At 71.6% G+C, this 23346-nt stretch carries 21 protein-coding genes and 1 riboswitch; of the genes, 1 reads left to right on the top strand and 20 read right to left on the bottom strand.

Annotated features, from left to right (window positions below; all coding sequences use genetic code 11):
• Nucleotides 1-61: 61 nt before the first annotated feature.
• From IF00_RS0122715 to IF00_RS0122810, 20 genes are all read right to left on the bottom strand, one after another.
• Nucleotides 62-1078, bottom strand: coding sequence for a ribonucleotide-diphosphate reductase subunit beta (locus tag IF00_RS0122715; RefSeq protein WP_030320832.1), 1017 nt, complete (start codon nucleotides 1076-1078; stop codon nucleotides 62-64).
• Complete coding sequence (locus IF00_RS0122720) at nucleotides 1078-3453, bottom strand: ribonucleoside-diphosphate reductase subunit alpha (protein WP_030320833.1); 2376 nt, start codon at nucleotides 3451-3453, stop codon at nucleotides 1078-1080. The genes IF00_RS0122715 and IF00_RS0122720 overlap by 1 nt, the downstream gene beginning before the upstream one ends.
• A gap of 133 nt (nucleotides 3454-3586) precedes the next feature.
• Nucleotides 3587-3752: riboswitch (cobalamin riboswitch) on the bottom strand.
• Nucleotides 3753-3772: 20 nt separating this feature from the next.
• A complete protein-coding gene (locus IF00_RS0122725; RefSeq protein WP_030320834.1) occupies nucleotides 3773-4273 on the bottom strand; it encodes a GNAT family N-acetyltransferase in 501 nt (166 codons plus the stop codon).
• Nucleotides 4274-4316: 43 nt separating this feature from the next.
• Entirely contained in the window at nucleotides 4317-4922 is a 606-nt protein-coding gene (locus IF00_RS0122730; RefSeq protein WP_030320835.1) for a hypothetical protein, read from the bottom strand.
• Between the two features lie 83 nt (nucleotides 4923-5005).
• Nucleotides 5006-6631: a monocarboxylate uptake permease MctP gene (mctP, locus tag IF00_RS0122735; protein WP_030320836.1), complete on the bottom strand. Its 1626-nt coding sequence runs from the start codon at nucleotides 6629-6631 to the stop codon at nucleotides 5006-5008.
• Nucleotides 6628-6882 carry a DUF3311 domain-containing protein gene (locus IF00_RS0122740; RefSeq protein WP_051820574.1) on the bottom strand — a complete coding sequence of 85 codons (255 nt, stop codon included), beginning with the start codon at nucleotides 6880-6882 and terminating at the stop codon, nucleotides 6628-6630. Before IF00_RS0122740 ends, mctP begins: the two co-directional genes overlap by 4 nt.
• A gap of 139 nt (nucleotides 6883-7021) precedes the next feature.
• Complete coding sequence (locus tag IF00_RS0122745) at nucleotides 7022-8005, bottom strand: LuxR C-terminal-related transcriptional regulator (protein WP_030320838.1); 984 nt, start codon at nucleotides 8003-8005, stop codon at nucleotides 7022-7024.
• A 91-nt stretch (nucleotides 8006-8096) separates the two neighbouring features.
• Nucleotides 8097-10079 carry an MMPL family transporter gene (locus IF00_RS0122750; protein WP_030320839.1) on the bottom strand — a complete coding sequence of 661 codons (1983 nt, stop codon included), beginning with the start codon at nucleotides 10077-10079 and terminating at the stop codon, nucleotides 8097-8099.
• Nucleotides 10069-11034 (bottom strand): aldo/keto reductase, encoded by a 966-nt coding sequence (locus tag IF00_RS0122755; protein ID WP_030320840.1) that lies wholly within the window; start codon nucleotides 11032-11034, stop codon nucleotides 10069-10071. The genes IF00_RS0122750 and IF00_RS0122755 overlap by 11 nt, the downstream gene beginning before the upstream one ends.
• 17 nt (nucleotides 11035-11051) lie before the next feature.
• Complete coding sequence (locus IF00_RS0122760) at nucleotides 11052-12032, bottom strand: endonuclease/exonuclease/phosphatase family protein (protein ID WP_030320841.1); 981 nt, start codon at nucleotides 12030-12032, stop codon at nucleotides 11052-11054.
• Complete coding sequence (locus IF00_RS0122765; RefSeq protein WP_030320842.1) at nucleotides 12029-13165, bottom strand: endonuclease/exonuclease/phosphatase family protein; 1137 nt, start codon at nucleotides 13163-13165, stop codon at nucleotides 12029-12031. Before IF00_RS0122765 ends, IF00_RS0122760 begins: the two co-directional genes overlap by 4 nt.
• On the bottom strand, nucleotides 13158-14231 hold the full coding sequence (locus IF00_RS0122770; protein ID WP_051820558.1) for a glycosyltransferase family 2 protein: 1074 nt from the start codon (nucleotides 14229-14231) through the stop codon (nucleotides 13158-13160). The genes IF00_RS0122765 and IF00_RS0122770 overlap by 8 nt, the downstream gene beginning before the upstream one ends.
• A 12-nt stretch (nucleotides 14232-14243) precedes the next feature.
• The gene (locus IF00_RS0122775; protein ID WP_030320846.1) at nucleotides 14244-15311 is read right to left on the bottom strand and encodes an NAD-dependent epimerase/dehydratase family protein; all 1068 of its coding nucleotides are present in this window, start codon (nucleotides 15309-15311) and stop codon (nucleotides 14244-14246) included.
• Complete coding sequence (locus tag IF00_RS0122780) at nucleotides 15305-16735, bottom strand: aspartate aminotransferase family protein (RefSeq protein WP_030320850.1); 1431 nt, start codon at nucleotides 16733-16735, stop codon at nucleotides 15305-15307. The genes IF00_RS0122775 and IF00_RS0122780 overlap by 7 nt, the downstream gene beginning before the upstream one ends.
• A gap of 2 nt (nucleotides 16736-16737) precedes the next feature.
• Nucleotides 16738-17769 carry a lysylphosphatidylglycerol synthase domain-containing protein gene (locus IF00_RS0122785; protein ID WP_051820559.1) on the bottom strand — a complete coding sequence of 344 codons (1032 nt, stop codon included), beginning with the start codon at nucleotides 17767-17769 and terminating at the stop codon, nucleotides 16738-16740.
• Complete coding sequence (locus tag IF00_RS0122790) at nucleotides 17766-18728, bottom strand: UbiA prenyltransferase family protein (protein ID WP_030320854.1); 963 nt, start codon at nucleotides 18726-18728, stop codon at nucleotides 17766-17768. Before IF00_RS0122790 ends, IF00_RS0122785 begins: the two co-directional genes overlap by 4 nt.
• Before the next feature lie 43 nt (nucleotides 18729-18771).
• Entirely contained in the window at nucleotides 18772-19878 is a 1107-nt protein-coding gene (locus tag IF00_RS0122795) for a glycosyltransferase family 2 protein (protein WP_030320856.1), read from the bottom strand.
• Nucleotides 19879-19928: 50 nt separating this feature from the next.
• On the bottom strand, nucleotides 19929-20207 hold the full coding sequence (locus IF00_RS0122800) for a hypothetical protein (protein ID WP_030320857.1): 279 nt from the start codon (nucleotides 20205-20207) through the stop codon (nucleotides 19929-19931).
• A gap of 26 nt (nucleotides 20208-20233) precedes the next feature.
• Nucleotides 20234-20446, bottom strand: coding sequence for a hypothetical protein (locus IF00_RS0122805; protein ID WP_030320858.1), 213 nt, complete (start codon nucleotides 20444-20446; stop codon nucleotides 20234-20236).
• A gap of 468 nt (nucleotides 20447-20914) precedes the next feature.
• A complete protein-coding gene (locus IF00_RS0122810) occupies nucleotides 20915-21679 on the bottom strand; it encodes a GntR family transcriptional regulator (RefSeq protein WP_030320859.1) in 765 nt (254 codons plus the stop codon).
• 285 nt (nucleotides 21680-21964) lie between these two features.
• Here IF00_RS0122810 and IF00_RS0122815 point away from each other — a divergent pair, with 285 nt between their 5' ends.
• Complete coding sequence (locus tag IF00_RS0122815; RefSeq protein WP_030320860.1) at nucleotides 21965-23260, top strand: extracellular solute-binding protein; 1296 nt, start codon at nucleotides 21965-21967, stop codon at nucleotides 23258-23260.
• The last annotated feature ends 86 nt before the right edge of the window (nucleotides 23261-23346 follow it).

Here is a 23346-nt window from a genome sequence, read left to right on the forward strand (position 1 = left end):
GATCATTTTAGGCCGGGTGCCCGGGCGGGTGAACTCGCCCCTCGCGCGCGGACGTCGACGCTCAGAAGTCCTCGTCCAGGTCCACCGAGCCCTCGACCGCGACCTGGTAGGCGGACGGACGGCGCTCGAAGAAGTTCGTGAGCTCCTGGACGCCCTGGAGCTCCATGAACGAGAACGGGTTCTCGGAGCCGTACACCGGGGCGAAGCCGAGGCGCTGGAGGCGCTGGTCGGCGACGCACTGGAGGTACTCGCGCATCGACTCGGTGTTCATGCCGGGCAGGCCGTCGCCGCACAGGTCGCGGCCGAACTGCAGCTCGGCCTCGACGGCCTCCTTCAGCATGTCCGTGACCTGCTGCTGGAGCGCGTCGTCGAAGAGCTCGGGCTCCTCCTTGCGGACGGTGTCCACGACCTCGAAGGCGAAGTTCATGTGCATCGTCTCGTCGCGGAACACCCAGTTGGTGCCGGTCGCCAGGCCGTGCAGCAGACCGCGCGACCGGAACCAGTACACGTACGCGAAGGCGCCGTAGAAGAACAGGCCCTCGATGCAGGCCGCGAAGCAGATCAGGTTCAGCAGGAAGCGGCGGCGGTCGGCGGCCGTCTCCAGCTTCTCGATCTTCTCGACCGAGTCCATCCACTTGAAGCAGAACTGCGCCTTCTCGCGGATGGAGGGGATCTCCTCGACCGCGTCGAACGCGGCGGCGCGGTCGTCGGGGTCGGGCAGGTAGGTGTCGAGCAGCGTCAGATAGAACTGGACGTGCACGGCCTCCTCGAACAGCTGGCGCGACAGGTACAGGCGCGCCTCCGGGGAGTTGATGTGCTTGTAGAGCGTCAGGACCAGGTTGTTCGAGACGATCGAGTCGCCCGTCGCGAAGAACGCGACCAGACGGCCGATCATGTGCTGCTCGGCCGGCGTCAGCTTGGCGAGGTCGGCGACGTCCGAGTGGAGGTCGACCTCCTCCACGGTCCAGGTGTTCTTGATCGCGTCCCGGTAGCGCTCGTAGAAGTCCGGGTAGCGCATCGGGCGGAGGGTCAGCTCGAAGCCCGGGTCGAGGAGGTTCTTCTTTTCGTTGGTGCTCATTACTGGCAGGCCTCGCAGGACTCGGGGTTTTCCAGGGAGCAGGCGAGGGCGTCCGCGTCGGGGGTCGCCTGCTGGACGGGAATGGCGGCGGCGGGCGTCGCGGCCTGGGCGGCGCGGGCGATCCGCGTCGCCGGACGGGAGCGCAGGTAGTACGTCGTCTTCAGGCCCTGCTTCCAGGCGTACGCGTACATCGACGACAGCTTGCCGATCGTCGGCGTCTCCAGGAACAGGTTCAGCGACTGCGACTGGTCCAGGAACGGCGTCCGGGCGGCGGCCATGTCGATCAGACCGCGCTGCGGGATCTCCCACGCCGTGCGGTACAGCTCGCGCACCTCGGCCGGGACCCAGGTGAAGCCGGCCACCGAGCCGTTGGAGTCGCGCAGCGCCTCACGCGTCTGCGCGTCCCACACGCCGAGCTTCTTCAGCTCGTCGACCAGGTACGAGTTGACCTGGAGGAACTCGCCCGAGAGCGTCTCGCGCTTGAACAGGTTGGAGACCTGCGGCTCGATGCACTCGTACACACCGGCGATCGAGGCGATCGTCGCGGTCGGCGCGATGGCGAGGAGAAGGCTGTTGCGCATGCCGACGGCGGCGATCCGCTCGCGCAGCGCGGCCCAGCGCTCCGGCCAGTTCAGTTCCACGTCGTAGTGGTCCGGGTGCAGCACACCGCGGGCGGCGCGGGTCTTGTCCCAGGCGGGGACCGGACCGCTGCGCTCGGCGAGGTCGGCGGAGGCCTCGTACGCGGCGAGCATGATGCGCTCGGCGATACGGGTGGACAGCGCGCGCGCCTCCGCGGAGTCGAACGGCAGCTTCAGCTGGAAGAAGACGTCCTGGAGGCCCATCGCGCCCAGGCCGACCGGCCGCCAGCGGGCGTTGGAGCGGCCCGCCTGCTCGGTCGGGTAGAAGTTGATGTCGACGACCCGGTCGAGGAAGGTGACGGCCGTACGGACGGTGGAGTCGAGGCGCTCCCAGTCGATGTCGCCGTCGACGACGAAGGCGCCGAGATTGACCGAGCCCAGGTTGCAGACCGCGGTCTCGCCGTCGTCGGTGACCTCCAGGATCTCCGTGCAGAGGTTGGAGGAGTGGACGGTGTGGCCGGGCTCGGCGGTCTGGTTGGCCGTCCGGTTCGAGGCGTCCTTGAAGGTCATCCAGCCGTTGCCGGTCTGGGCCAGCGTCCGCATCATCCGGCCGTACAGGTCGCGGGCCGGCATCGTCTTGCGGGCCAGGCCCGCCGCCTCGGCCTTGTGGTAGGCGGCGTCGAACTCCTCGCCCCACAGGTCGACCAGCTCGGGCACGTCCGCCGGGGAGAACAGCGACCAGTCGGCGTCGGCGTTGACCCGGCGCATGAACTCGTCCGGGATCCAGTGCGCCAGGTTCAGGTTGTGCGTACGGCGCTGGTCCTCGCCCGTGTTGTCGCGGAGCTCCAGGAACTCCTCGATGTCCGCGTGCCAGGTCTCCAGGTAGACGGCGGCGGCGCCCTTGCGGCGGCCGCCCTGGTTCACGGCGGCGACGGAGGCGTCGAGGGTCTTCAGGAACGGCACGATGCCGTTGGAGTGCCCGTTGGTGCCGCGGATCAGCGAACCGCGGGCGCGGATGCGGGAGTAGGAGAGGCCGATGCCGCCCGCGTGCTTCGAGAGACGCGCCACCTGGTGGTAGCGGTCGTAGATGGAGTCCAGCTCGTCCTGCGGGGAGTCCAGGAGGTAGCAGGAGGACATCTGCGGGTGACGGGTGCCGGAGTTGAAGAGCGTGGGGGAGGACGGCAGGTAGTCGAGCCGGCTCATCAGGCGGTAGAGGGCGGTGACTTCGTCGAGCGCGCGGACGCTGTCGTCCTCGGCGAGACCGCAGGCCACGCGGAGCATGAAGTGCTGCGGGGTCTCGATCACCTTGCGGGTGATCGGGTGGCGCAGCAGGTAGCGCGAGTAGAGGGTGCGCAGGCCGAAGTAACCGAAGCGGTCGTCGGCGGCCGCGTCGATCGTCGCGTCGAGCCGGTCCGCGTGCAGTGCCACGAACTCGGCGGTGCGATCGGCGATCAGGCCCTCGCGGTGACCCACGGCGACGGAGGCCGAGAAGGAGAACGAGCCCTGGCCGGCCGCCTCGTCGGCGATCGTGATCGTCAGGAGCCGGGCGGCGAGCCGGGAGTACGCCGGGTCCTCGGCGATCAGACCGGCGGCCGACTCGGTGGCCAGCTCGCGCAGTTCCGCCTCGTCCGCCACGGCGCTGCGGCCGCGGAGCGCGGCGGCGGCGACCTTGCCGGGGTCGGTGTCGGGGAGATCGGCGGTGAGGTCGGTCAGGGTCCGCAGCAGCACGGTCCCGGGGCCGTCGCTCTCGACCGCGGAAGCCTCGGCGGAAGCCGGATCGGCGGGCGCGATGGTCACGTGGGGGCTCTCCCTCGCTCGGCTCGGGGCCGCGGCGGGGGAAGGCGGGCAGGCGGGCATCCGTAACGCCGGACACGACGCTTCCACCGGCCCACTCCGCGAGGCCCGGACGTCATTGGCACCCGGAACGGACGGACCGGATGCGCTGGCGGCAGGTCCTCGGACTCACCTCGCCCGAATACGTCGTATCCGTACGAAGCACACCGTTGCGGGACAGTTCCGGATTCGCGCCGGATTCCCCTGCGTCGACAGCGAGGATGAGCATACATGTGGGGGGCGCCGCTTGCGGAACCCCCCACATGTTGTGTCGTCCCCCGGCTCAGAACTCCAAGGAGTAGGTGCGCAGGCGGTGGTCGGGGATCGGCTCCCAGTCCCGGTCCGGGGTGCGGACGAAGCCCAGACGCTCGTAGATCCGGTGCGCGGAGACCATCGTGGCGTCCGTGGACAGCACGATGCGGCGGCACCCGGGGAGGGCACGTGCCCGATCGATACAGGCCCGTACGAGGGCCTCTCCGACGCCCCGGCCGCGGGCCTCCCGGGAGACCACGAGCATCCGGAACTCGGCCTCGCCCTCGATCGCGATGTCCGCCCACGGAGTGGAGCCGGTGGCGAAGGTCACCCCGCCGAGCAGCCGTTCGTCGGCGTCCTCGGCGACGAGCACCTCGCTCTCGCGCGCCCGCCGGGCCGTGTCCCGGAGCACGTGCAGATACGAGTCCTCCGCCCCGTACTTCAGCAGCCCGTCGTCCAGATAGGTCCCCGCGGTGAGCTCACCGAGCGCCTCGAAGTCCTCGGGCCGTACCGCCCTGATCGTGAAGTCCATGAGGGCAGTGTGCCTCCGGCGGTCCGGGCGCCTCCAGCGGGTGTCAGCCTCCGGCCCCCACCGAGTTGTCGGGCGCGCCGTCGCCCACCGGCGGCAGGTCGCCCCGCTCGACGGGCTGACCGCCCCCCGTCCGCTCCGGCAGGACGGCGTCGAGCTCGGCGGCGTCGGCGCGGTGGGTGCGCTCGGCGGCGCCCCTGAGCACCGCCCGGTCCACCGCGAGCGGGGCGGCGACCTCGACGCGCAGCCCGTTCTCGGCGCGGACGTACGCGTGTTGCCCGGAGGACCGCAGATACCAGCGGTCGCCGTCCCGGACGCAGCCGTCCGGCCCGGCGGTGTCCGCCGCGGCGCACTCCTTCTCCGTGAAGGGGCGGCGCTCGGCGGAGACGGTCAGGCGGACGCCGTCCTTCCTCAGATACATGACCTGGAAGCCGTCGTCGCCGATGACCCCCGATGCCATCCGGGACGCCTCGAACCCCTCGGCCTCGGTGACGTACACATGGTCCGTGTCGGTCTGTGCCCAGCGGGCGCGGGCGTCCAGTTCGGCCGGGCCGGGCGCCGGGCGGCCGCCCGGCGTCTCGGTGCCGCAGCCGGTGACGGCGAGGGCGACGGGGAGCAGGGCGAGCAGGGTGAGTCGTGGTCCGGTGCGCATGTCCCGCATCTTCGCCCGGGGACGGCGAAGGCCGCCATGCCTCCGGGGGAGGCAGGGCGGCCTTCGTCAGGTCCGGCGGTGGATCAGTGGGTCTCGGCGCCGACCTTCGGGAGCTTCGGGTCGACCCCGCGGTCGCCCGCGTCGGCCGTGTAGTCCTCCGGGGAGGTCTCGTCGACGCCCTCGGGGGCCTTGACGGCCTTGAGGACGAAGGTCAGGACGACCGTGACGACCACGTTGAGGACGAAGGCGGTGAGACCGATGTAGCCGATCTCGCCGATGCCCGGGATCTCCGCGGAGGAGCCGCCGAAGTGCTTCTGGGTCGGGCTGGCGACCCCGTACGCGGCGACCGTGCCGTAGATCATGCCGACGGCCCAGCCGGCGAGCAGTGCCCAGCGGTGGAACCAACGGGTGAAGAGACCGCCGACGAGGGCCGGGAAGGTCTGCAGGATCCAGATGCCGCCGAGCAGCTGGAAGTTGATCGCGACCGTCTTGTCCATGGTGAGGACGAAGGCGAGCGCGCCGACCTTCACGAGCAGCGAGACCAGCTTGGAGACCTTGGTCTCCTGGGCCGGGGTGGCGTCCGGTTTGATGAAGTCCTTGTAGATGTTGCGGGTGAAGAGGTTGGCCGCGGCGATCGACATGATCGCGGCCGGCACGAGCGCGCCGATGCCGATCGCGGCGAACGCGACGCCGGCGAACCAGTCCGGGAACATCGTCTCGAACAGCTGCGGGATGGCGAGCTGGCCGTTCTTCACCTGGATCCCGGCGGCGATCGCCATGAAGCCGAGCAGCGCGAGCAGGCCCAGCATCAGCGAGTACAGCGGCAGGATCGTGGTGTTGCGGCGGATGACCTCACGGCTACGGGACGACAGCGTCGCCGTGATGGAGTGCGGGTACATGAAGAGCGCGAGCGCCGAGCCCAGCGCCAGCGTCGCGTACGTCCACTGGCCGGCCTCACCGGGGACGAGCGAGCCGCGCGGCTTGCCGGTCGCCGGGTTGGTCTGCGCGTACGCCTCGCCCGCCTTGGCGAAGATCTCGTCGAAGCCGCCCAGCTTGATCGGGATGTAGATGATCGCCACCGCGATGACGATGTAGATCAGGGTGTCCTTGACGAAGGCGATGAGCGCGGGGGCGCGCAGACCCGAGGAGTACGTGTACGCCGCGAGGACGCCGAAGGCGATGAGCAGCGGCAGGTCCTTGATGAACCAGTGGGTGGTCTCGCCGCCGCCGACGCCCATCACGTCCAGGACGGCCTGGATGCCGACGAGCTGGAGCGCGATGTACGGCATGGTGGCGAGGATGCCGGTGACCGCCACCGCGAGGGAGAGGCCCTTGGAGTCCCAGCGGCCGCGCACGAAGTCCGAGGTGGTGACGTACCCGTGCTTGTGCGAGACCGACCAGAGGCGCGGCAGGAAGGTGAAGATCAGCGGGTAGACCAGGATCGTGTACGGGACGGCGAAGAAGCCGGCCGCGCCGGCCGCGTAGATGGCCGCCGGGACGGCGACGAAGGTGTACGCGGTGTAGAGGTCGCCGCCGAGCAGGAACCAGGTCACCCAGGTGCCGAACGACCGGCCGCCCAGGCCCCATTCGTCGAGGCTGTTCTCGTTCTCGGCCTTGCGCCAGCGCGAGGCGAGGAATCCCATGACCGTGACGGCCAGGAAGAAGAAGATGAAGACGGCGAGTGCGACGCCGTTCACGCCGTCCTTCATCGCTCGTCACCCCCCTTGCGGGCACGCTGGTCCAGCTGCCACAGCTTGTACGCGACCATGGTGAGCGCGGTGGAGACCAGCACCCAGAGCATCTGGTACCAGTAGAAGAACGGGATGCCCGCGAAGAGCGGCTCGACCTTCGCGTACGAGCTCACCCAGAGCATCGCCACGAACGGCGCGAACAGGCAGAGCGCGATCACCACTCTCAGGGGCGTGATGGTGGGTTGTTTCCCTTGTGTCGCTTCTGGCATGGCGATTCCGGTCCCCTCGCTGATCACCTCGGTAATGCTGGGGAAATCTAGGGGACTGTTCCGCTCCATGGAACCCCTGTCCGCATAACGGATGGGACTCCGTCAGCCGCGTCGTGGGAGCGGTCCCCCGGCGCGGTGCTCAGAGCCAGCCCTCCTTGGCGGCCCGCACGCCCGCCTCGAACCGGCTGCGCGCGCCGAGCCGGTTCATCAGCTCCGAGCTCATCCGGCGTACGGTCCGCAGTGAGATCCCGAGTCGCCGGGCGGCGATGTCGTCCGTGCAGCCGATGCCGAGCAGCATGAGCAACTCCCTTTCCTGTGGTGAGAGATCGTGCTCGTCGCGGCGCGGGCTCTCGCCGAACGGGGTGCCCGCGTCCCACAGCCGGTCGAAGAGCACGACGAGCGCGTGCACCAGGCCGGGGCTGCGGACCTCCAGGGCGCCCGCGCGCCCGTCCTCCGGGTCGACGGGGACGAGCGCGGCCTCCCGGTCGACGATCACCATGAGCATCGGCACCACGGGAACGGTCCGCGCCTCGCCGCCGAGATCGCAGTACCAGCGCACGTATTCGACGGTCGGCGGGTCGTTGCGGAAGCTCTCCTGGTAGATCGACCGGATCTTCACGCCGCGTTCCAGGGCGAGTTGGTCGAGCGGCTGGCTCGCGTCCATGGTGTCGGGGAGCTGCGCACCGCCCGGGAGCAGGGAGAGGCACTCGGTCCGGGCGTTCGCGGCCAGGTCCTCCAGACGTTCCCGAACGTTGTCGAGGCCGGTGATGCGGTCCACCAGGTCGTGCCGGACGCCCGGCTCGGAGTGGTCCGCGTAGGAGGCGAGGATGCCTGCCACGGCCCGTCCCGCCCGTTCGACCTGGCGTTTCCGCTTGCTCAGCTCGGCCTCGGCGCGGGAGAGCAGGAAGGAGAAGCCGACGTCCGGGTTGAAGGGTTCGACCTCGCCCGAGGAGTCGTCCATCAGCACGAGCTTGAGGTCCGCGAGACAGGCGAGCGCCTCGCGGACCTCGGGCTCGGGTCGGCCCAGATGGGCCGCCATCTCCGTCACGTCGTACTCGGGTCGCTCCAGGAGCAAGCGGTAGACGGCCTCCGTCGACTCCTTTATGCCGAGCGCCTCCAGCATCCCCTGTCTCCCCCTCGTCGCGTTCCGTGCCGCGACCGCCCCGCAATCGTGATCGCGGTCGTCGATGCTAAGCGGGAGGGGCCATCTAGGTCTAGACCAATTGGAGTGAAGTCCGGGGTATGGGACGCGCGGGGGAACCGGGCGGGGCACGGTGGCGGCCGACCGACGCGTCGAACAGCGCCGCCATCGCGAAACCCGAGACGAGCAGGGCCAGTTCGACCTGCGGGCCGACCCCGACCGCGAGCACCGCGAGCGCGCCCGCCCCGGCCGCCACGGGCCCCGCCCACGAGGGGCCGCCCGCCGCCGACGCCACCGAGCGGTCGAGCGACACGCAGAAGGCGAAGGCGCCGACGACGAGAGGGACCCAGCCGGTGACGGCCCCGGTGCCGGGCGGGCCCCACTGCCACAGGACCGTGAGCGCGCCCGCCGCGGCGACGGCGGCGAGGAGGGCACGGCACACGGCGCGGGCCGCCGTGCCCGCCGCGGTGAGAGCGGCCAGGGCGAGGAAGGCGGCGAGGGCGGCCGCCGGGACCGCGTAGGGGAGGAGCCGGTAGACGCCGTCCACGAGATCACGGTCGACCACGCCCGAGCCGCCGACCAGAGCCGGGGGCCTCCCGCCCTTGAACGCAGACCGCAGCGCCGTCACCGTCGCCGCCCCCGCCGCCGTCATCGGCTCCTCCTCCGGCACGACCACGACCACGGCCGAACCGTCGCGCCGCCACTCGGCCGCCTCGGGTGCCGCCGCGAGCAGCACCCCGGGGACCCGGGCCGCCCGCGCGGCCACGGCCTCCGCGTCCTCGCCCGCGGGGACCAGGACCTCCAGCGGGTTCAGGACCCCTGTCGGCACCCCGGCCGCCGTGAGCCGGCCGAGACCGTCGCGGGCCGGGCCGCTCGCCACCAGGGCGTGCGCCTCCGGGTTGCCCACCCGGAGCTGCGTGGCCGCGCCGGCGAGCAGGACGAGGAGGGTCAGGCCGACGGCCGCCGGGATCGGGCGGGGCAGCCGACCGGCCCGTACCGGCGTCGTACGCGCGGTCCGTCCGGCCCGGGCCGGCGTCGGCGTACGCGGGGTCCGCGAGGTGCGGGGGATCCGCGGGGGCCGTGTCGCCCGCGTCGCCACCGGGCGGAGCACCGGCGCCAGGGTGAGGGTCGCCGCCGTGCCCACCGCCCACACCGCGAGACCCGCGACCCCGACCGAGCGCAGGAACGCCGCCGGGAAGAGCGCCAGGACCGCGCAGGCCGCCGCCCCCGCCGCACCGGCCGCCACCGCGGACCGGGCGGCGCTCTCCGGCGGCTGCGCCCAGCGGTGCACCGCGAGCACCAGGGCCGTGACCGGCACCAGGTAGACCACGATGAAGCTGATCTCGGTGAACCCGGCCACCGCCTCCACCAGGACCAGCGCCCCCACCGAGGTCGCCCCGGCGAGCAGCAGCGGCGCCAGGCCCCCGAGCGGCGAGCGGAACGCCAGGACCAGCAGGACGAGCAGCCCGAGCGCGCAGGCCGCCTTCACCGCGAGGGCCACCGCACCCGGCCCGGTCACCGCGCTGTCGTGCTGGAGCGGGAGCACGCCCGTCACCTCGACCCGGGCCTCCGGCAGCGCCGAGCGCAGACCCGTGCGCAGGGTGCCCGCGGCCTCCTCCACGGCCGTGAGCCCCGCGAGGTCCGGCTTTCCGGCGCCCGGGTAGACCAGCGCGTACACCGTGCGGCCGTCCGCGCCGAGGAACCCCTCGTCGCCCGTGCCCGCGTACGAGACCGTCCGCGCGCCCGGCCCCGCCACCCGCCGGACGTTGTCCGCGAACGACCCGGCCACGCCCGGGGACCGTACGTCCGTGGCCGCCGGCCAGGTCGCGACCGCGACCAGCGGGGCGACGGCGGCCCCGTTCCCGTACCGCTCCTGGATCGCCTGGTTCGCGCGGTGTCCCGGCCCGCCGGAGGCGGTGAACGACTGGTCGAGCCGGCCGAGACCCGGCACCGCCACCGTGCCGCCGAGCACCAGCACGAGCAGCCAGGCCACGCCCACGGCCACCCGGTGGCGGAGCGCGACATCCCGTATCCGTGCGGCCTGTTCAGTCGACATCGTCGAGCCGCTTCCTCAGCTCGTCGTCCAGGCGCAGCCCCACCGCGCCGAGCGTCTCGTCCAGCTGCGCCGTCGAACTCGCCCCGATCACCGGCAGTACGGGCAGCTCACCGCCCAACGCCCAGGCCAGAACCACCTGGTTGGCGGTCACGCCCAGCTCCGCCGCGACCTCCGCGAGCACCTTGAGGCGCCGCTCCGAACCCTCGTGCCGGTACTGCTCCGGCACCTCCTTGCCCGCATCGGTGTACGCCCCCGTCAGCTGGGTCGTGTACGCCGTGAACGTCAGCTCCGGACGCGTCCCCAGATAGTCGAGCAGCTCCTCCGAGGCGTGCGGGTTCACCCCGAACTCCGCTCCGGGGCGCGGCCGCAGATAGGTGTACCGCTGCTGCACGGCCGCGTAGTCCGGCACCCCGGCGGCGACCGCGGCGCCCCGCGACTCCTCGATCCGCCAGGCCGCGAAGTTGGAGCAGCCGGCCCGGCCGATCTTCCCCGTGTCCTCCAGCTCGCCGAACGCGCCCATGGTCTCCGCGACCGGCGTCCGCCGGTCGTCGATGTGCGCGTAGTAGAGATCGATCCGGTCCGTGCCCAGGTTCCGCAGGCTCTCCTCCACCTGCCGGCGCAGCACCGGGGCCGAGAGCCCCTCCGCGCACTCCGGCCAGGCCGAACCGGGCGGGTCGGGCAGCGCGCCGACCTTGGTGGCGAGCACCATCTCGTCCCGGACGCCCCGGCTGCGCAGCCAGCGGCCGATCAGCAGCTCGCTCTCGGCGCCGGTCGCGCCCGGCTCCCAGAAGGCGTAGGTGTTGGCGGTGTCGATGAACGTGCCGCCGGCCTCGTGGAAGCGGTCGAGGACGGCGAAGGCGGCGGCCTCGTCGATCCGGGTGCCGAACGGCAGGGTTCCCAGGCACAGGGTGCTCACGCGGGGACCCTCGGGGCCGCCGAGGTTGGTGTACTCCATCGGTTCTTTCCTCTCTCTCATGCGTGGGGGGTGGTGACGGTCAGCTCCTGGACCAGGTGGTCCGACAGGCCCTCGGCGTCGCGGAAGCGGTACGAGCCCACCCGGGCGCCGCCGCCGGTGAACGCCCAGTCGATCCGCCAGAGCCGCAGTCGCGCACGGGCGTTCCAGCTGGCCGGGAGGACCGAACGGCAGGCACCGATCGCGTCGCGCAGCGAGCGTGGCATCCGGCGGATGTCCCCGATGGCCGCGCTCGTGTTGAAGTCACCGGTCACCAGGACCGGGTGGGGGTTGCCGCGCAGATCGTCGACGAGTGCCGCGTACTCCCGGTCGCGGGCGGCGGCCCGGCGCCGCATGTCCCGGAGGAAGGCCGGGCGCAGCGGGTTCGTCACGGTCAGCTGCACGGGGATGTGCACGTTGTAGGTGGACAGGACGCCGTCGCCGACCCGCAGGTCCACCCGGAGCGAGCAGACGCCGACCGGCACGGGCGGACCGGCGGGCGGGAACCGGGACAGCGTCACGGAGTTGTTGGCGACGGCCAGGTGGTGTCCGGGGAACGCGGCCCGGATCCGCTCCTCGTCGTCGATGTCCCAGACCTCGCCGCCCTCGAAGCCGTTCAGGTACTCCTGGAGGACGTAGACGTCCGCCGTGAGGGAACGCAGGAAGGCGTAGAAGCGCTCGGGGTCACCTCCCTGGTTCCAGTGCTGAGTGTTCCAGGAGACGAGCCGCAGCCCCTCCGCGGACTCCGAACGGCGGCGCAGCGCACGCAGGTTGACCCCGTTCTGCGGCCAGCCCACGAGCAGACAGCCCGCGGCGAGCGCCCCCGCCGCCCACCCGCGGGTGACCGCGGCGGCCACGAGCAGGACGAGCGGGACGGCGGCGAGGACGAGCGGCGGCAGCAGGGAGACCGCCAGCCAGGGCCACCAGCGCCCGTTCAGCGCGAGGTGCAGGGCGAGGAACACCGCCCAGACCAGGGCGCAGGACAGCAGCACGGCGGTCACCCGTTCCCCGGCAGGGACACCCACAGGTCCTGCACCGCGTGGTCGGAGAGCTTCTCCGGCTCGTTGAACTCGTAGCGCTCGGCCTTCGCACCGTTGCCCGTGAACGCCCAGTCGGTCCGCCAGAAGGGCTTCCAGCCGCCCTCCTCCCAGCTCGTGGGGTACGGGTCCGTGCTCACGTCCGCCGCGTCGTCCAGGCGCTCCCGCAGCGGGTCGAGGTCGGACATCGCCGCCGTCGCGTTGAAGTCGCCGGCCACCACGACCGGGTTCCGGTTGGCCGCGAGGTCGGCCTCCAGGCCGGCGTACTGCGCCCGGCGGGGGGAGAACCGTTCCCTCATGTGGCGGTAGAAGGCGGCGGAGAGCAGCCCGTCCGGCATGCTGTTCCACACCGGCATGTGCACGTTGTAGAACGACACCGTCCGGCCCTTGACGCGCACATCCGTCCGCAGCACCTTGTTCCCCCGGTACTCCGCCTGCCAGTCCGCGCCCGCCGGCAGGTCGCCGGCCGGGCCCACGGCCGGCTGCCGCAGGATCGGGAAGCGGGAGAGCGTCACCAGCTCGCCCCGGACGGCGACCTCGTGGCCGGGGAACTCCCGGCGCAGCCGTGGCAGGTCGTCGACGGGCAGCCTGCCCTTCCGGTCGGCGGTCACGTGCTGGTACTCGTGCAGCAGATAGACGTCCGCGTCCTTCGCCTTCAGGAAGGCGTAGAAGTGGTCCTGGGTGCCGAGGAGCTGGTTCCACGAGTTGGTGTTCCAGGCGAAGACCCGCACGGAGTCCGGCCCGGTCCCCGGCTCCGGCCGCCACAGCGCCGCCGGGTCGAAGCCCGACTGTCCGAAGCCCGTGACCAGGGCGAGCGCGGCGGCCGCGAGGCTCCGCCACCGGGCGGCGCCCCGGGCGAGCGGGGCGAGCGCGGCGAGCAGCAGCGGGACCAGGGCGAACGCGGCCGGCGGGACGATGCCCACCAGATGCCCGAGCCAGATCCGGCCGTCCGCCGCCCACTCGACGAGGAGGAGGACGAGCCAGGCGAGGGCCGCGCCGAGGACGAGGCGGTTCAGGTGCCGCCGGGCCGGGGCGACCCGTACGGCCGCGGCCGGGGTCTCCGCCGGAGCGTCGGCCGACGCGAGCGTGTCAGCCACGGGAAACCCCCGCGGCCACCCCGGTCGCACCGCTCGCCCCGGCCGTCGCCGCCGGGAGGTCCGGCCGGGGCTGCGGGTCGTACAGGCGCCGGAACCGCTTCGAGCACAGCCACTGCACGCCCGCGACACCGATCGCCGCGAACACCGTCAGGTTCACCAGGAAGTTGACGGCCACGAAGTACCCGAGGAACATCCGCCCCCGGTGCCGCCGCACCTCCCGGTACATGTCCAGATCGCCCCACACGCCGAGGACGAACAGGCCGAGCGGCAGCAGCGTCCACACCGCTCCCCACAGAGGCGGTGCGGCGAGCGCGGCCACCGTCAGGGGTGCGGCGAGGCTGGCCCCGGCGCGCGGACCGGTGACGAAGCCGCCCTGGAGGTGCCGCCTGCCCAGGATGAGCGGGACGGCGAGCCGGGCGCGCGCGAAGACCTTGTCGAGGACGATCCGCACGGTGTCGTCGTGGTCGTGCCGGCCGCGCACCTCCAGGGAGCTGAGCACCGTGTACCGCTCCGAGATGCGCCGCCCGTAGTCCTGGTCCTCGGTGTGCCGCAGGACCGGGTTGAACGGTCCCACCTCGTCGAAGACCCGCCGGGGGATCGCCAGGATCGCGGTGTGGACGGTGTCGATGACCCCCTCGGACTTCAGCAGCAGGTAGTACTGCTGGAGCGAGCGGTACTCCTCGATCAGGCTGTCGCGGATGAGCGGCTCCGGCTCGTAGGTGCCGCAGATCGCCCCGTACCCCTGTCCGGAGCCGAGCAGCTCGACGGACTTGGCGACGGCGTCGGGGTGCATGGCGACGTCGGAGTCGAGGAAGACCAGGATCTCGCCCGAGGACAGGTCGGCGCCGAGGTTGCGGGCGACCGCGACCCCGCTGTTGACGCCGGTGGAGACCACCCGGGCGCCGGCCGCGGCGGCGATCGCGGCGGAGTCGTCGGTGGAGCAGTCGTCGACGACGAGGACCTCGATGTTCGGATACGTCTGGGCGAGGGCGGCCTCGACGCACAGGCCGATCGAGCGGCCGTAGTTGTAGTTGGGGACGATGACGGAGACCAGCGGAGCGGACATGATCGGCTTCTCCTAGAAAAGGACCTTGGCGAGGGAGAGGGCCCCCTGCCGCCACGGTTCGACACTGGTGACGCCCTCGCCCTTCTTCGCGGGGCGGGCGCCGGCGGGGAGCGCGGCGGTGGTGCGCCGGTGCTCGCGCCACCAGGCGAAGGTGCGCAGGATCGCGTCCTGGTTGGAGTGCTTCGGCCGGAACCCGAGGACGTCCCGGGCCTTCTCTGTGGAGACGAAGCTGTCGTCGAGGAGCTTGTGCAGCAGGCGTCCGTACACCGGGGAGAGTCCGGAGCGCTGGAGCAGGCTGAGCGCGGCGAGCGCCGGCTTCGCGGGCATCGACCGGACCCGCTTGCCGTGCCCGGCGGCGTCCAGGACGGCCTGGAAGTCCTCGCGTATGGTGCCGAACGAGGTGGCCCCCAGGTTGAAGGTGTCGTCGGCCGTCGCGGCCGGCGCGTCCATCGCGGTCACCACCGCGTCGACCAGGTCGTCCACGTCGAACATCTGGATGCGGACGTCGCCCCGGCCCAGGACCGGGAAGTTCCGTCCCTCCTCGGCCCACTCGAAGAGCATCGCGAACAGCCCCATCCGGCCCGGCCCGAGGAAGGTCTTGGGCCGCAGGACCGGTACGCACATCTCCCGGCCGCGGAACCGCTCGGCGACCTCCTCGGCCTCCGCCTTCGCGGCGCTGTACGTGTCGACGGGCTCGCGCGGGTACTCCTCCGGCGTGGGCACCACCTTCGGCAGTCCGTACACGGCGGTCGAGGAGATGTGCACGACCCGGGGCACGGCGTTCGCCTCCGCTGCGGTCAGGACCGCCTCGGTCCCGCCGACGATCACCGAGCGGATCATGTCGGCCGGGTAGCTGGGCAGGGCGGCGGCGCAGTGCACCACCACGTCCGCGTCCGCCGTGACCCGCTTCATCGTCACCGCGTCCCGGACGTCCGAGACGGTGTGCGTCAGGTTCTCGTGCTCCGTGCGCGGGGCCCGCAGGTCCACGCAGTGCACCTGGCGGCCGTCGCCGAGCAGGCGGTCGATCAGGGTCGAACCGAGCATGCCGGCACCGCCGGTCACCACAATGCGCTCTACCACAGCGACGACACCTTCTCCTTGACGAAACGGGTGAGCAGACGGGGCAGACCCTGGGCGAGGGTCTTGTCGAGGCAGTCCAGGAAGAACTCGACCTCGTGCGGCTCGGCTACCAGCGAGGGGGCGACCATCAGCGGGTTCTCGCCGTTGAGCGTGTAGTACGTGTAGATGCCGTGGTCCCGGTAGAGGGCGTTGACCACCGACGAGGTGATGAGCTTGGTGCGGAAGCGCGGATCCTTCGTCATCGCACCCGGCACCAGCTTCGTCACCAGCTCCAGGATCTTCGGGCCCTTGTGCAGGAAGACCCCGTGGAGCGCGCCGTGGCCGCGGACCTCGGCCACCACGTCCGGGTACTCCTTGGCGATCCGCGCCAGACCGGGGGCGAGGATCCGCTCGATGTCCCGGGCGCGGGCCGGATAGTCGTCCTCGACGGCCACGTTGACGGCCTCGATGGCGGTGACCGCCTCTTCGCCGAACCCGTAGTAGGTGGTGGACGTCGACTGGAGAAGGGCGTCCGTGAGGTTGTCGTAGGCCTTGCGGAAGACCGGCTCGCGGGCCACGAAGGCGGAGATGGAGGACTTGCCGCCGCCGAAGGACTTCGAGGTGGTGAGGATGTCGGGGACCAGGCCCTCGTACCGCATGAAGTGGAAGAGGGTGCCCGTCTTGCCCCAGCCGGTGTAGATCTCGTCGAAGAGCAGCACGATGTTCTCGGCCGTGCACAACTCCCGGAGCCCGCGCAGGAACTCCTCCGAGCACTCGTTCATCGTCGACGCCGACAGCGGCTCGATGAGGATCGCGTACACGTCCGACTCGCCCTTGTCGGTGCGGAGTTCGGTGACGAGCCGCTGGACCGACGCCAGGTCCCCGTACCGGAAGATCTCCACGCCGGGGATGCCGGGGAACTGGAACCCGGACTGATTCTGGCCGGTCAGGCTGCCCGAACCGAGCAGCTTGCCGTGGAAGGAGATGTCGGCCCGCAGCACCCGGGAGCGCCGGCCGCCGTGGTACTTGTACGCCAGCTTGACCGCGCCTTCGACCGCCTCCGCACCGGAGTTGGGGAAGAACGACATGTTCAGGTCGCCGGGCAGCAGCTCCGCGAGGTTGTGGCCGAGGGCCGCGACGTACGGCGAGAAGTAGGTCTTGTGGACCTCCATGCTCTTCCGCTCCTGGAAGCGCTGCCGTGCGGCGAGGATCCGGGGGTGGTTGTGGCCGTGATTGAGGACGCCGACGCCACCGGTGAAGTCGAGCACGCGGCGGCCGTCGCGCTGGGTGATCCAGACGCCCTCGGCGCTCTCGACGAGCTCCTGGCCGAAGCCGAAGGAGGTCATCAGCGAGACCTGGCTCTTGTTGACGTGGTCCTTGTACAGGCCGTGGACCTGCTTCGTCGTCAGCGACTCGCAGTCGTCGACGGAGTACAGCGGCGGCATGGTCAGTCCTTCACGGGGATCGGATGGGCGGGGGGAGCGGATCGGCGGGGGACGGTCAGGAGGAGGGCGGCGCCTCCGACGAGGACCTCGCTGAGGGTGCAGACCACCCGGCTGGCGACGGCGACGGCGGTCGCCTCCTGCCAGGGCAGTACGGCGGTCAGCGCCAGGAGCAGCAGGGCCTCGCGGGCACCCCAGCCGTCCGGCAGCACCACCACGAGGCTGGCGGCGGCGGTGGCCAGGGCGAAGCCGCCCACACAGACCGGCAGCGCGGTCAGCGGCGGGGCCCCGAGCATCACGGCGAGGGCCCACAGGTGCAGCCCGCCGACCGCCCAGGAGGCGGTGGCCGAGGCGAGGGCCCGCCGCATGCCCCGGTCGCTCGCCCGGGTGGTGGGCGCCTGCCGCCGGGCGATCCGGGCGGCGAACGCCGCCAGGTGGTGCAGCAGCGCGGGACGCACGGCCCAGGCGACGGTGACCGCGCCCGGCAGGACCAGCCACCAGGCCTCGGCGCCGATCGTCCAGGGAGCGGCGATCGGGCCGACGGCGAGGCCGGTGAGGACGGCCACGACGAGGTTCAGCAGGAAGACGGCGAGCACGACCGGCGCGGGCACCCCCGCCGCACCGCCCATCCGCAGCTGGGCGAGGACACCCCAGACGGCCCCCGGCACGTACTTGCCGAGGTACGAGGTGAAGTAGATCCGGGTCGCGGTCCGGCCCGGCACCGCGGGGCCCAGGTCGGCGAGGAGGGTTCGCCAGGTGGTCAGGGAGAGCAGGACGGCGAGGGCGTTGGCGACCAGGGCCGCGAGGAGGTACGGGACGGAGTCGGGGCGCAGGACGAGGGCGGCGAGCTCTCCGGCCCGGCCGTACAGGGCGAAGCCGATGCCGGTGACGACGGCGACCGGGAAGAGAACGGTGAGGGCGCGGCGGGCGCGCCGGAGGCGGCCGCGAGGCGCAGGGGGAGCCTCGGCCGCGGCGGACGTCGGGCCGGAGGCGGTGGCGGACGGGGTACCGGGCGGCGCGGTGGTCGTCGCCGTCATGACCCGAGGTGGCTCAGCGGCCACGCGCCGGCGAGCAGCGCCGACCAGAGCAGGGCGTTGGAGACGGTCATCCGGTCGCTGAACAGCGCCCGCGAGGGATTGCCGCCACCCGCGTCGACCACGAGCAGCTGCAGATACCGGGCGAGGCCGAAGAGCGCGAACGGGGCGGTGAGCACCGCGACCAGCGGTCCGTGCGGGCCGAAGACCGGGCTGTCCTGCACCTGCAGGACGTAACTGACCGCCGTGAGCACCGCGGTGAAGGCGAGCAGCTGGTCGAGGAAGCCGAGGGTGTAGCCGCGCAGCGCGGGCCGGTGCAGCACCCCGCCGACCGCCATCTCGTGGCGCCGCTTGCCCAGGATCAGCAGCAGACAGAGGGAGAAGACACAGAGGGTGAGCCAGCTCGGCACGGGGTTGCCCGAGGCAAGGCAGCCCTGGGCGAGCCGCAGGACGAAACCGAGGGCGACGATGAAGACGTCGAGCAGCGGGACGTGCTTGAGCCCCTTGCTGTACGCGGCGTTCAGCGCGACGTACGCGGCGACCGGCCACCAGTCGACGAGCGCGGCCGTCCCGGTGTACACCGTGAGACCGACCGTCGCCGCGAGGAGGACGGCGAGGGCGGCGGCGAAGGAGACGGCGGTCGCGACGCCGATCCGGCCGGCGGCGATCGGCCGGTGCCGCTTCTCCGGGTGGCGGCGGTCCCGGTCCCGGTCGCCGAGGTCGTTCATCAGGTAGATCAGCGCGGACGCGAGGGTGAAGACACCGATCGCGGCGAGGGCTCCGCCGAGCGCGGCACCGTCGAGGTGGGGCGCGCCGAGCAGGCCGAGGGGGACGACGACCAGGTTCTTCGTCCACTGGTGGGGCCGGACGAGAGAGGTGAGGTCGGCGAGCCGACTGGGAGGGCGGGAGGCCGGCGGGCGGGCCGTCGGCGCCTCTCGGCCGGTGAGCGTGGGCGTGGCCATGAACGGACTCCTGGGGGGAGGGGCGTACGGGGGTGGGCGGCGGTCATCCGGTGGAGGTGGCGGTGGCGGTGGGGGAGGGAGCGGCGGCGGAAGCCGAAGCTCCGGCACGGGCGGCGGCGGATGCGCCGGCTCCGGGGCGGTCCGCCGGGAGGGCCTTTCCGCGGCCGCGCACGCTGGGCCCGAAGTCCGGCTCGGTGAGCCAGCGGACGGTGCCCCGCGCCGCGCCGAGCACGATCGCCTGGTGCAGCACGAAGTGGACGGCGGTGAAGTAGAGGAGGAAGCCGGGACCGCGGGTCCGCAGCGCGAACCGGCTCAGGCCCGGATCGGCGCAGGCGAAGACGAGCGCGCACAGGGCGGGGACGAGCAGGAGCCACGGGGTGAGCAGGCCGAGCGGCAGGGTGGGGAGGGTGAGCGCGGCGGCCAGGACGCCGAGTGGCCGGTTGGCGGTGAGTCCGCCCTCCCTCAACTGCCCGAGCGCCGCGATGAGCAGCTGTGAACGCCGGTACTGCTCCCGGAGCATCGCCCCGAGCCGGTCGACGTCGTCGTGCCGGCCTCGGATCGCCTCCGTCATCACGATCCGGTGGGTGCGGACGAGCCGGCCGCTGTACTCGACGTCCTCCGAGTCCCGGAGGTTCTCGTCGAAGGGCCCGGTGGTGTCGAAGACCTCCTTGCGGATCGCGCCGAGGGCGAAGAACGCGGTGCGGACCTCGCCGACGGCGCGGCGGCGCCAGAAGTGGGCGTGCAGGGCGTGGTAGCGCTCCACGGGCCCGTCGTCGAAGAGCGGTTCGGGGTCGAGCACCCCGTGGACACAGCCGAGTTCGGGGTCGTCCCGGAGCAGGTCGGCGGCGTTCGCGAGGGCCTCGGGGTGGAGGGCCGTGTCCGAGTCGAGGAAGAAGAGGATCTCGCCGCGGGCGGCGGCGGCCCCGAGGTTCCGGGCGGCGGACACCCCGCTGTTGTGGGGGTTGGCGATCAGGACGACGTCGAACCGCCGGGCGATGTCCCGGGACCTGTCGGTGCTCGCGTCGTCGACGACGATGACGTCGAGCGGGGCGTGGGTCTGGGCGAAGACCGAGGTCAGACAGGCGTGGAGGGTCTTCTCGTAGTTGTAGTTGGGGATGACGACGGACACGCTGGGACGAGCCCTGGACATGGGGGTTCCTTGGGAGGGCGGTCGGGGGGTTGCGGCGTGTGGGGGGCGCTTCAGAGCAGCCGGAAGTCCGCGATGCGGTGGTGGGAGAGCTCGGGGGAGTGGCCGAGGAGGCGCCGGCAGAGCAGCAGCGCGTGGCCGACGGCTTCGATCTCGTCGGGGCCCCGGATGTAGAGGGCCAGGCGGATCGTCCGGTCGAGAACCAGCGCCCGTGCGGACTCGAAGCGGTCCTGCGGACGGGCGACGCGGTGCAGCGTCTCGACGAGGAGTGCTGCGGACGGGGCCGGTGGGGGGTCGGTGTCCGGGGCGGGGTCGTCGTCCGATGCCCTCATCGAGATGCCGACGAGGTAGATGACGATCAGCCCCAGGAGAAGCCGTTGTCGCTGTCGTCGGTCTGCGCGGTCGCGGTCGCGGCAGGCACGGCGTCGGCGGCGGCGACCGCCGGGGCTCCCGCGGACGCCGGCTCCGCCGCCAGGACGAGGGTCAGCGCGGCCGCGGCGGGGACGAGCAGGGCGAGGACGGGCCGGACCTGAACACGGGTGAAAGGGGCGAAACGGGCGCTGCTGGGCATGGCGGAACTACCTTTCCGGAGATGTGGACGAGGAATGTCGGGGCGGGTCTCCCGGCGCCGCTCCCGGGCTCTTCCGGGCGGCTCCGACACGTCCAAGACTGGCCTGCCGGGGGTGCCCTGTCACCGCAGAAAGGCTGGCACCAAGTGCGTGGCCGTGAGGAGCCAGTCCGTATGTACGGCCGCCGCGCGCCGCTGATCTGGAGGTTTCCGGGAGGCGTCACGTTCCTGCCAGGCGGAAGGTGCCGGGTGGCCGTCATCTCCTCGTACGGCCCCGGGATCCTTCGCGTGGGCCCCGAACCCCTTCGTGCGACCTGAGGCAACCGTTCGTACGGCTGCGGGGATCCTTCGTGCGGCTTCCGGGGCCCCTGTGTTCGGCCCCGGGGCCCCTTCGTACGGCTTCCGGAAACGCCGAACGGCCGCACCCGGTGGGGTGCGGCCGTTCGTGTCGTGCCGGGGTGGTGTCGTCGCTCAGCCGTTGGGGCGCTTGAGGCGCGCCACGAACTTGTACCGGTCGCCGCGGTAGACCGACCGCACCCACTCGACCGGCTCGCCCTCGGCGTCCAGCGAGTGGCGGGAGAGCATCAGCATCGGCAGGCCCACGTCCGTGCCGAGCAGGCCGGCCTCGCGCGGGGTGGCGAGGGAGGTCTCGATGGTCTCCTCGGCCTCGGCGAGGTGCACGTCGTACACCTCGGCGAGTGCGGTGTACAACGAGGTGTACTTCACAAGCGAACGACGCAGCGCGGGGAAGCGCTTTGCGGAGAGATGGGTGGTTTCGATCGCCATCGGCTCGCCGCTCGCGAGGCGCAGTCGCTCGATGCGGAGCACCCGTCCGCCGGCCGAGATGTCGAGCAGCCCGGCGAGCGTGTCGTCGGCGGTGACATAGCCGATGTCGAGGAGCTGAGAGGTGGGCTCCAGGCCCTGGGCGCGCATGTCCTCGGTGTACGAGGTGAGTTGCAGCGCCTGGGAGACCTTGGGCTTGGCCACGAAGGTGCCCTTGCCCTGGATGCGCTCCAGGCGGCCCTCGACGACCAGCTCCTGCAGGGCCTGGCGCACGGTGGTGCGCGAGGTGTCGAACTCGGCGGCGAGTGTGCGCTCGGGAGGGACCGGTGTGCCGGGTGGCAGGGTCTCCGTCATGTCGAGCAAATGCCGCTTCAGTCGGTAGTACTTGGGCACGCGCGCGGTACGGGTGGGTGTCCCGCCCTCCGACTCCGTGCTGCCCGCGTCCGTGGCCATTGCCTGCCTTCCCGACTCCTGTGCTGCTGCCGTCACCGGCTCCTCCGTCTGTCGCGGCTCACATGGTGGCACGGACCGGTCACGGGTCGTCGCCCTCCCTCAGGTGTCGGTCCGATAACGGACGCGACTGCCCTTCTTATACACCCTTGACACCCCTAAAGGTCTAGGCCAAGCTCCGGGTACTGGTCTAAACCATTAAAGACCAGGTCCCAGCCCCACGAGCACTACCTGACGTATGTCTTCGCGCGGTGGGCAGGGGTTGCAGGCATCCCTGAGGAGGGTGGCGTGAAGCGCAAGCTCATCGCGGCGATCGGCGTCGCAGGCATGATGGTCTCTATCGCTGCGTGTGGTTCCGACAGTGACAAGGGTAAGGACGGCGCCAAGGCGTCGGCCGGGGGCGACAAGACTCTGACCGTCTGGGTCATGGACGGTTCCGCCCCGGACGCGTGGATGGCCGAGGTGAACAAGGCCTTCGAGGCCAAGCACCCGGGTGTCAAGGTCAAGGTCGAGAAGCAGATCTGGAACGGCATCCAGGAGAAGGTCACCACCGCGCTCTCCGAGGACACCCCGCCGGACGTTCTGGAGCTCGGCAACACGCAGACCGCGGGCTACGCCGTGACCGGCGGCCTCGCCGACCTGTCCGGTGACAAGGCCACGCTGGGCTACGACGCCTGGAACAAGGGCATGGTCGCCTCCAACGAGCTGGACGGCAAGCTCTACTCGGCCCCGTGGTACGCCGCCAACCGTGTCGTCGTCTACGACAAGGCCGCCTTCAAGAAGGCCGGTGTCACCCCGCCCAAGACCCGCGCCGAGTGGATCGACGGTCTGAAGAAGCTCAAGGCGTCCGACCCGAAGTCGCAGGCGATCTACCTCCCGGGTCAGTCCTGGTACGTCCTCGCCGGCCTCATCTGGGACGAGGGCAGCGACCTGGCGGTCAAGGACGGCGACAAGTGGAAGGGCAACCTGTCCTCCCCCGAGGCCGCCAACGCCGTGAACTTCTACAAGGAGCTGGCGTCCTACTCCACCGCTCCGAAGGACAAGGACGAGGCGACCCCGCAGCAGTCCACCGACATCGTCCCCAAGGGCGGCGTGGCGTCCTGGATCGGTCTCGGCTGGGAGGCCGGCGGCGCGATCGACGCCATGAAGAAGGCCGGCAAGACCGCCGACTTCGGCTACTTCCCGATCCCGGGCAAGACGGCCGACAAGCCGGGCTCCGTCTTCCTCGGCGGCTCGAACCTCGCCATCGCCGAGCGCTCCCAGAACAAGGACCTCGCGAAGGAGTGGCTGGCGCTCGCCGCCGGTAAGGACTTCATGACGAAGTACGCCACCGCCACCGAGGGCGCGCTGCTTCCGAACACCGACTCCGCGCAGTTCAAGCCGGCCGCCGGCTCCTTCGCCGAGGCCATGGCCGCTTCCTCCGCCTCCGGCAAGGTCACCCCGGTGACCCCGGGCTGGGCGAACGTCGAGACCGCCCCGAACCCGATCAAGGACTTCATGACCAAGGTCCTGAAGGGTGAGGACCCCAAGACCGCCGGCGAGGCGGCCGACAAGGTCATCAACGAGCGCATCAACCAGCAGTAATACGCAGCACCAGCAGTAATCCGTAGCCCGGTGGTGCGGCCGGTCACGCACCGGCCGCACCATCGGCGCTTCACGAGTGATCAGCG

Origin of the sequence: Streptomyces flavochromogenes, from assembly GCF_000717595.1 — a bacterium.
Taxonomy (GTDB): domain Bacteria; phylum Actinomycetota; class Actinomycetes; order Streptomycetales; family Streptomycetaceae; genus Streptomyces; species Streptomyces flavochromogenes.

Excerpts from the sequence above, each read along its gene's own strand:
- IF00_RS0122715 (WP_030320832.1), bottom strand. The coding sequence starts at position 1,078 with ATGAGCACCAACGAAAAGAAGAACCTCCTCGACCCGGGCTTCGAGCTG.
- IF00_RS0122725 (WP_030320834.1), bottom strand. The coding sequence starts at position 4,273 with ATGGACTTCACGATCAGGGCGGTACGGCCCGAGGACTTCGAGGCGCTC.
- IF00_RS0122730 (WP_030320835.1), bottom strand. The coding sequence starts at position 4,922 with ATGCGCACCGGACCACGACTCACCCTGCTCGCCCTGCTCCCCGTCGCC.
- mctP (WP_030320836.1), bottom strand. The coding sequence starts at position 6,631 with ATGAAGGACGGCGTGAACGGCGTCGCACTCGCCGTCTTCATCTTCTTC.
- IF00_RS0122740 (WP_051820574.1), bottom strand. The coding sequence starts at position 6,882 with ATGCCAGAAGCGACACAAGGGAAACAACCCACCATCACGCCCCTGAGA.
- IF00_RS0122745 (WP_030320838.1), bottom strand. The coding sequence starts at position 8,005 with ATGCTGGAGGCGCTCGGCATAAAGGAGTCGACGGAGGCCGTCTACCGC.
- IF00_RS0122750 (WP_030320839.1), bottom strand. The coding sequence starts at position 10,079 with ATGTCGACTGAACAGGCCGCACGGATACGGGATGTCGCGCTCCGCCAC.
- IF00_RS0122755 (WP_030320840.1), bottom strand. The coding sequence starts at position 11,034 with ATGGAGTACACCAACCTCGGCGGCCCCGAGGGTCCCCGCGTGAGCACC.
- IF00_RS0122770 (WP_051820558.1), bottom strand. The coding sequence starts at position 14,231 with ATGTCCGCTCCGCTGGTCTCCGTCATCGTCCCCAACTACAACTACGGC.
- IF00_RS0122780 (WP_030320850.1), bottom strand. The coding sequence starts at position 16,735 with ATGCCGCCGCTGTACTCCGTCGACGACTGCGAGTCGCTGACGACGAAG.
- IF00_RS0122785 (WP_051820559.1), bottom strand. The coding sequence starts at position 17,769 with ATGACGGCGACGACCACCGCGCCGCCCGGTACCCCGTCCGCCACCGCC.
- IF00_RS0122790 (WP_030320854.1), bottom strand. The coding sequence starts at position 18,728 with ATGGCCACGCCCACGCTCACCGGCCGAGAGGCGCCGACGGCCCGCCCG.
- IF00_RS0122795 (WP_030320856.1), bottom strand. The coding sequence starts at position 19,878 with ATGTCCAGGGCTCGTCCCAGCGTGTCCGTCGTCATCCCCAACTACAAC.
- IF00_RS0122800 (WP_030320857.1), bottom strand. The coding sequence starts at position 20,207 with ATGAGGGCATCGGACGACGACCCCGCCCCGGACACCGACCCCCCACCG.
- IF00_RS0122805 (WP_030320858.1), bottom strand. The coding sequence starts at position 20,446 with ATGCCCAGCAGCGCCCGTTTCGCCCCTTTCACCCGTGTTCAGGTCCGG.
- IF00_RS0122810 (WP_030320859.1), bottom strand. The coding sequence starts at position 21,679 with ATGGCCACGGACGCGGGCAGCACGGAGTCGGAGGGCGGGACACCCACC.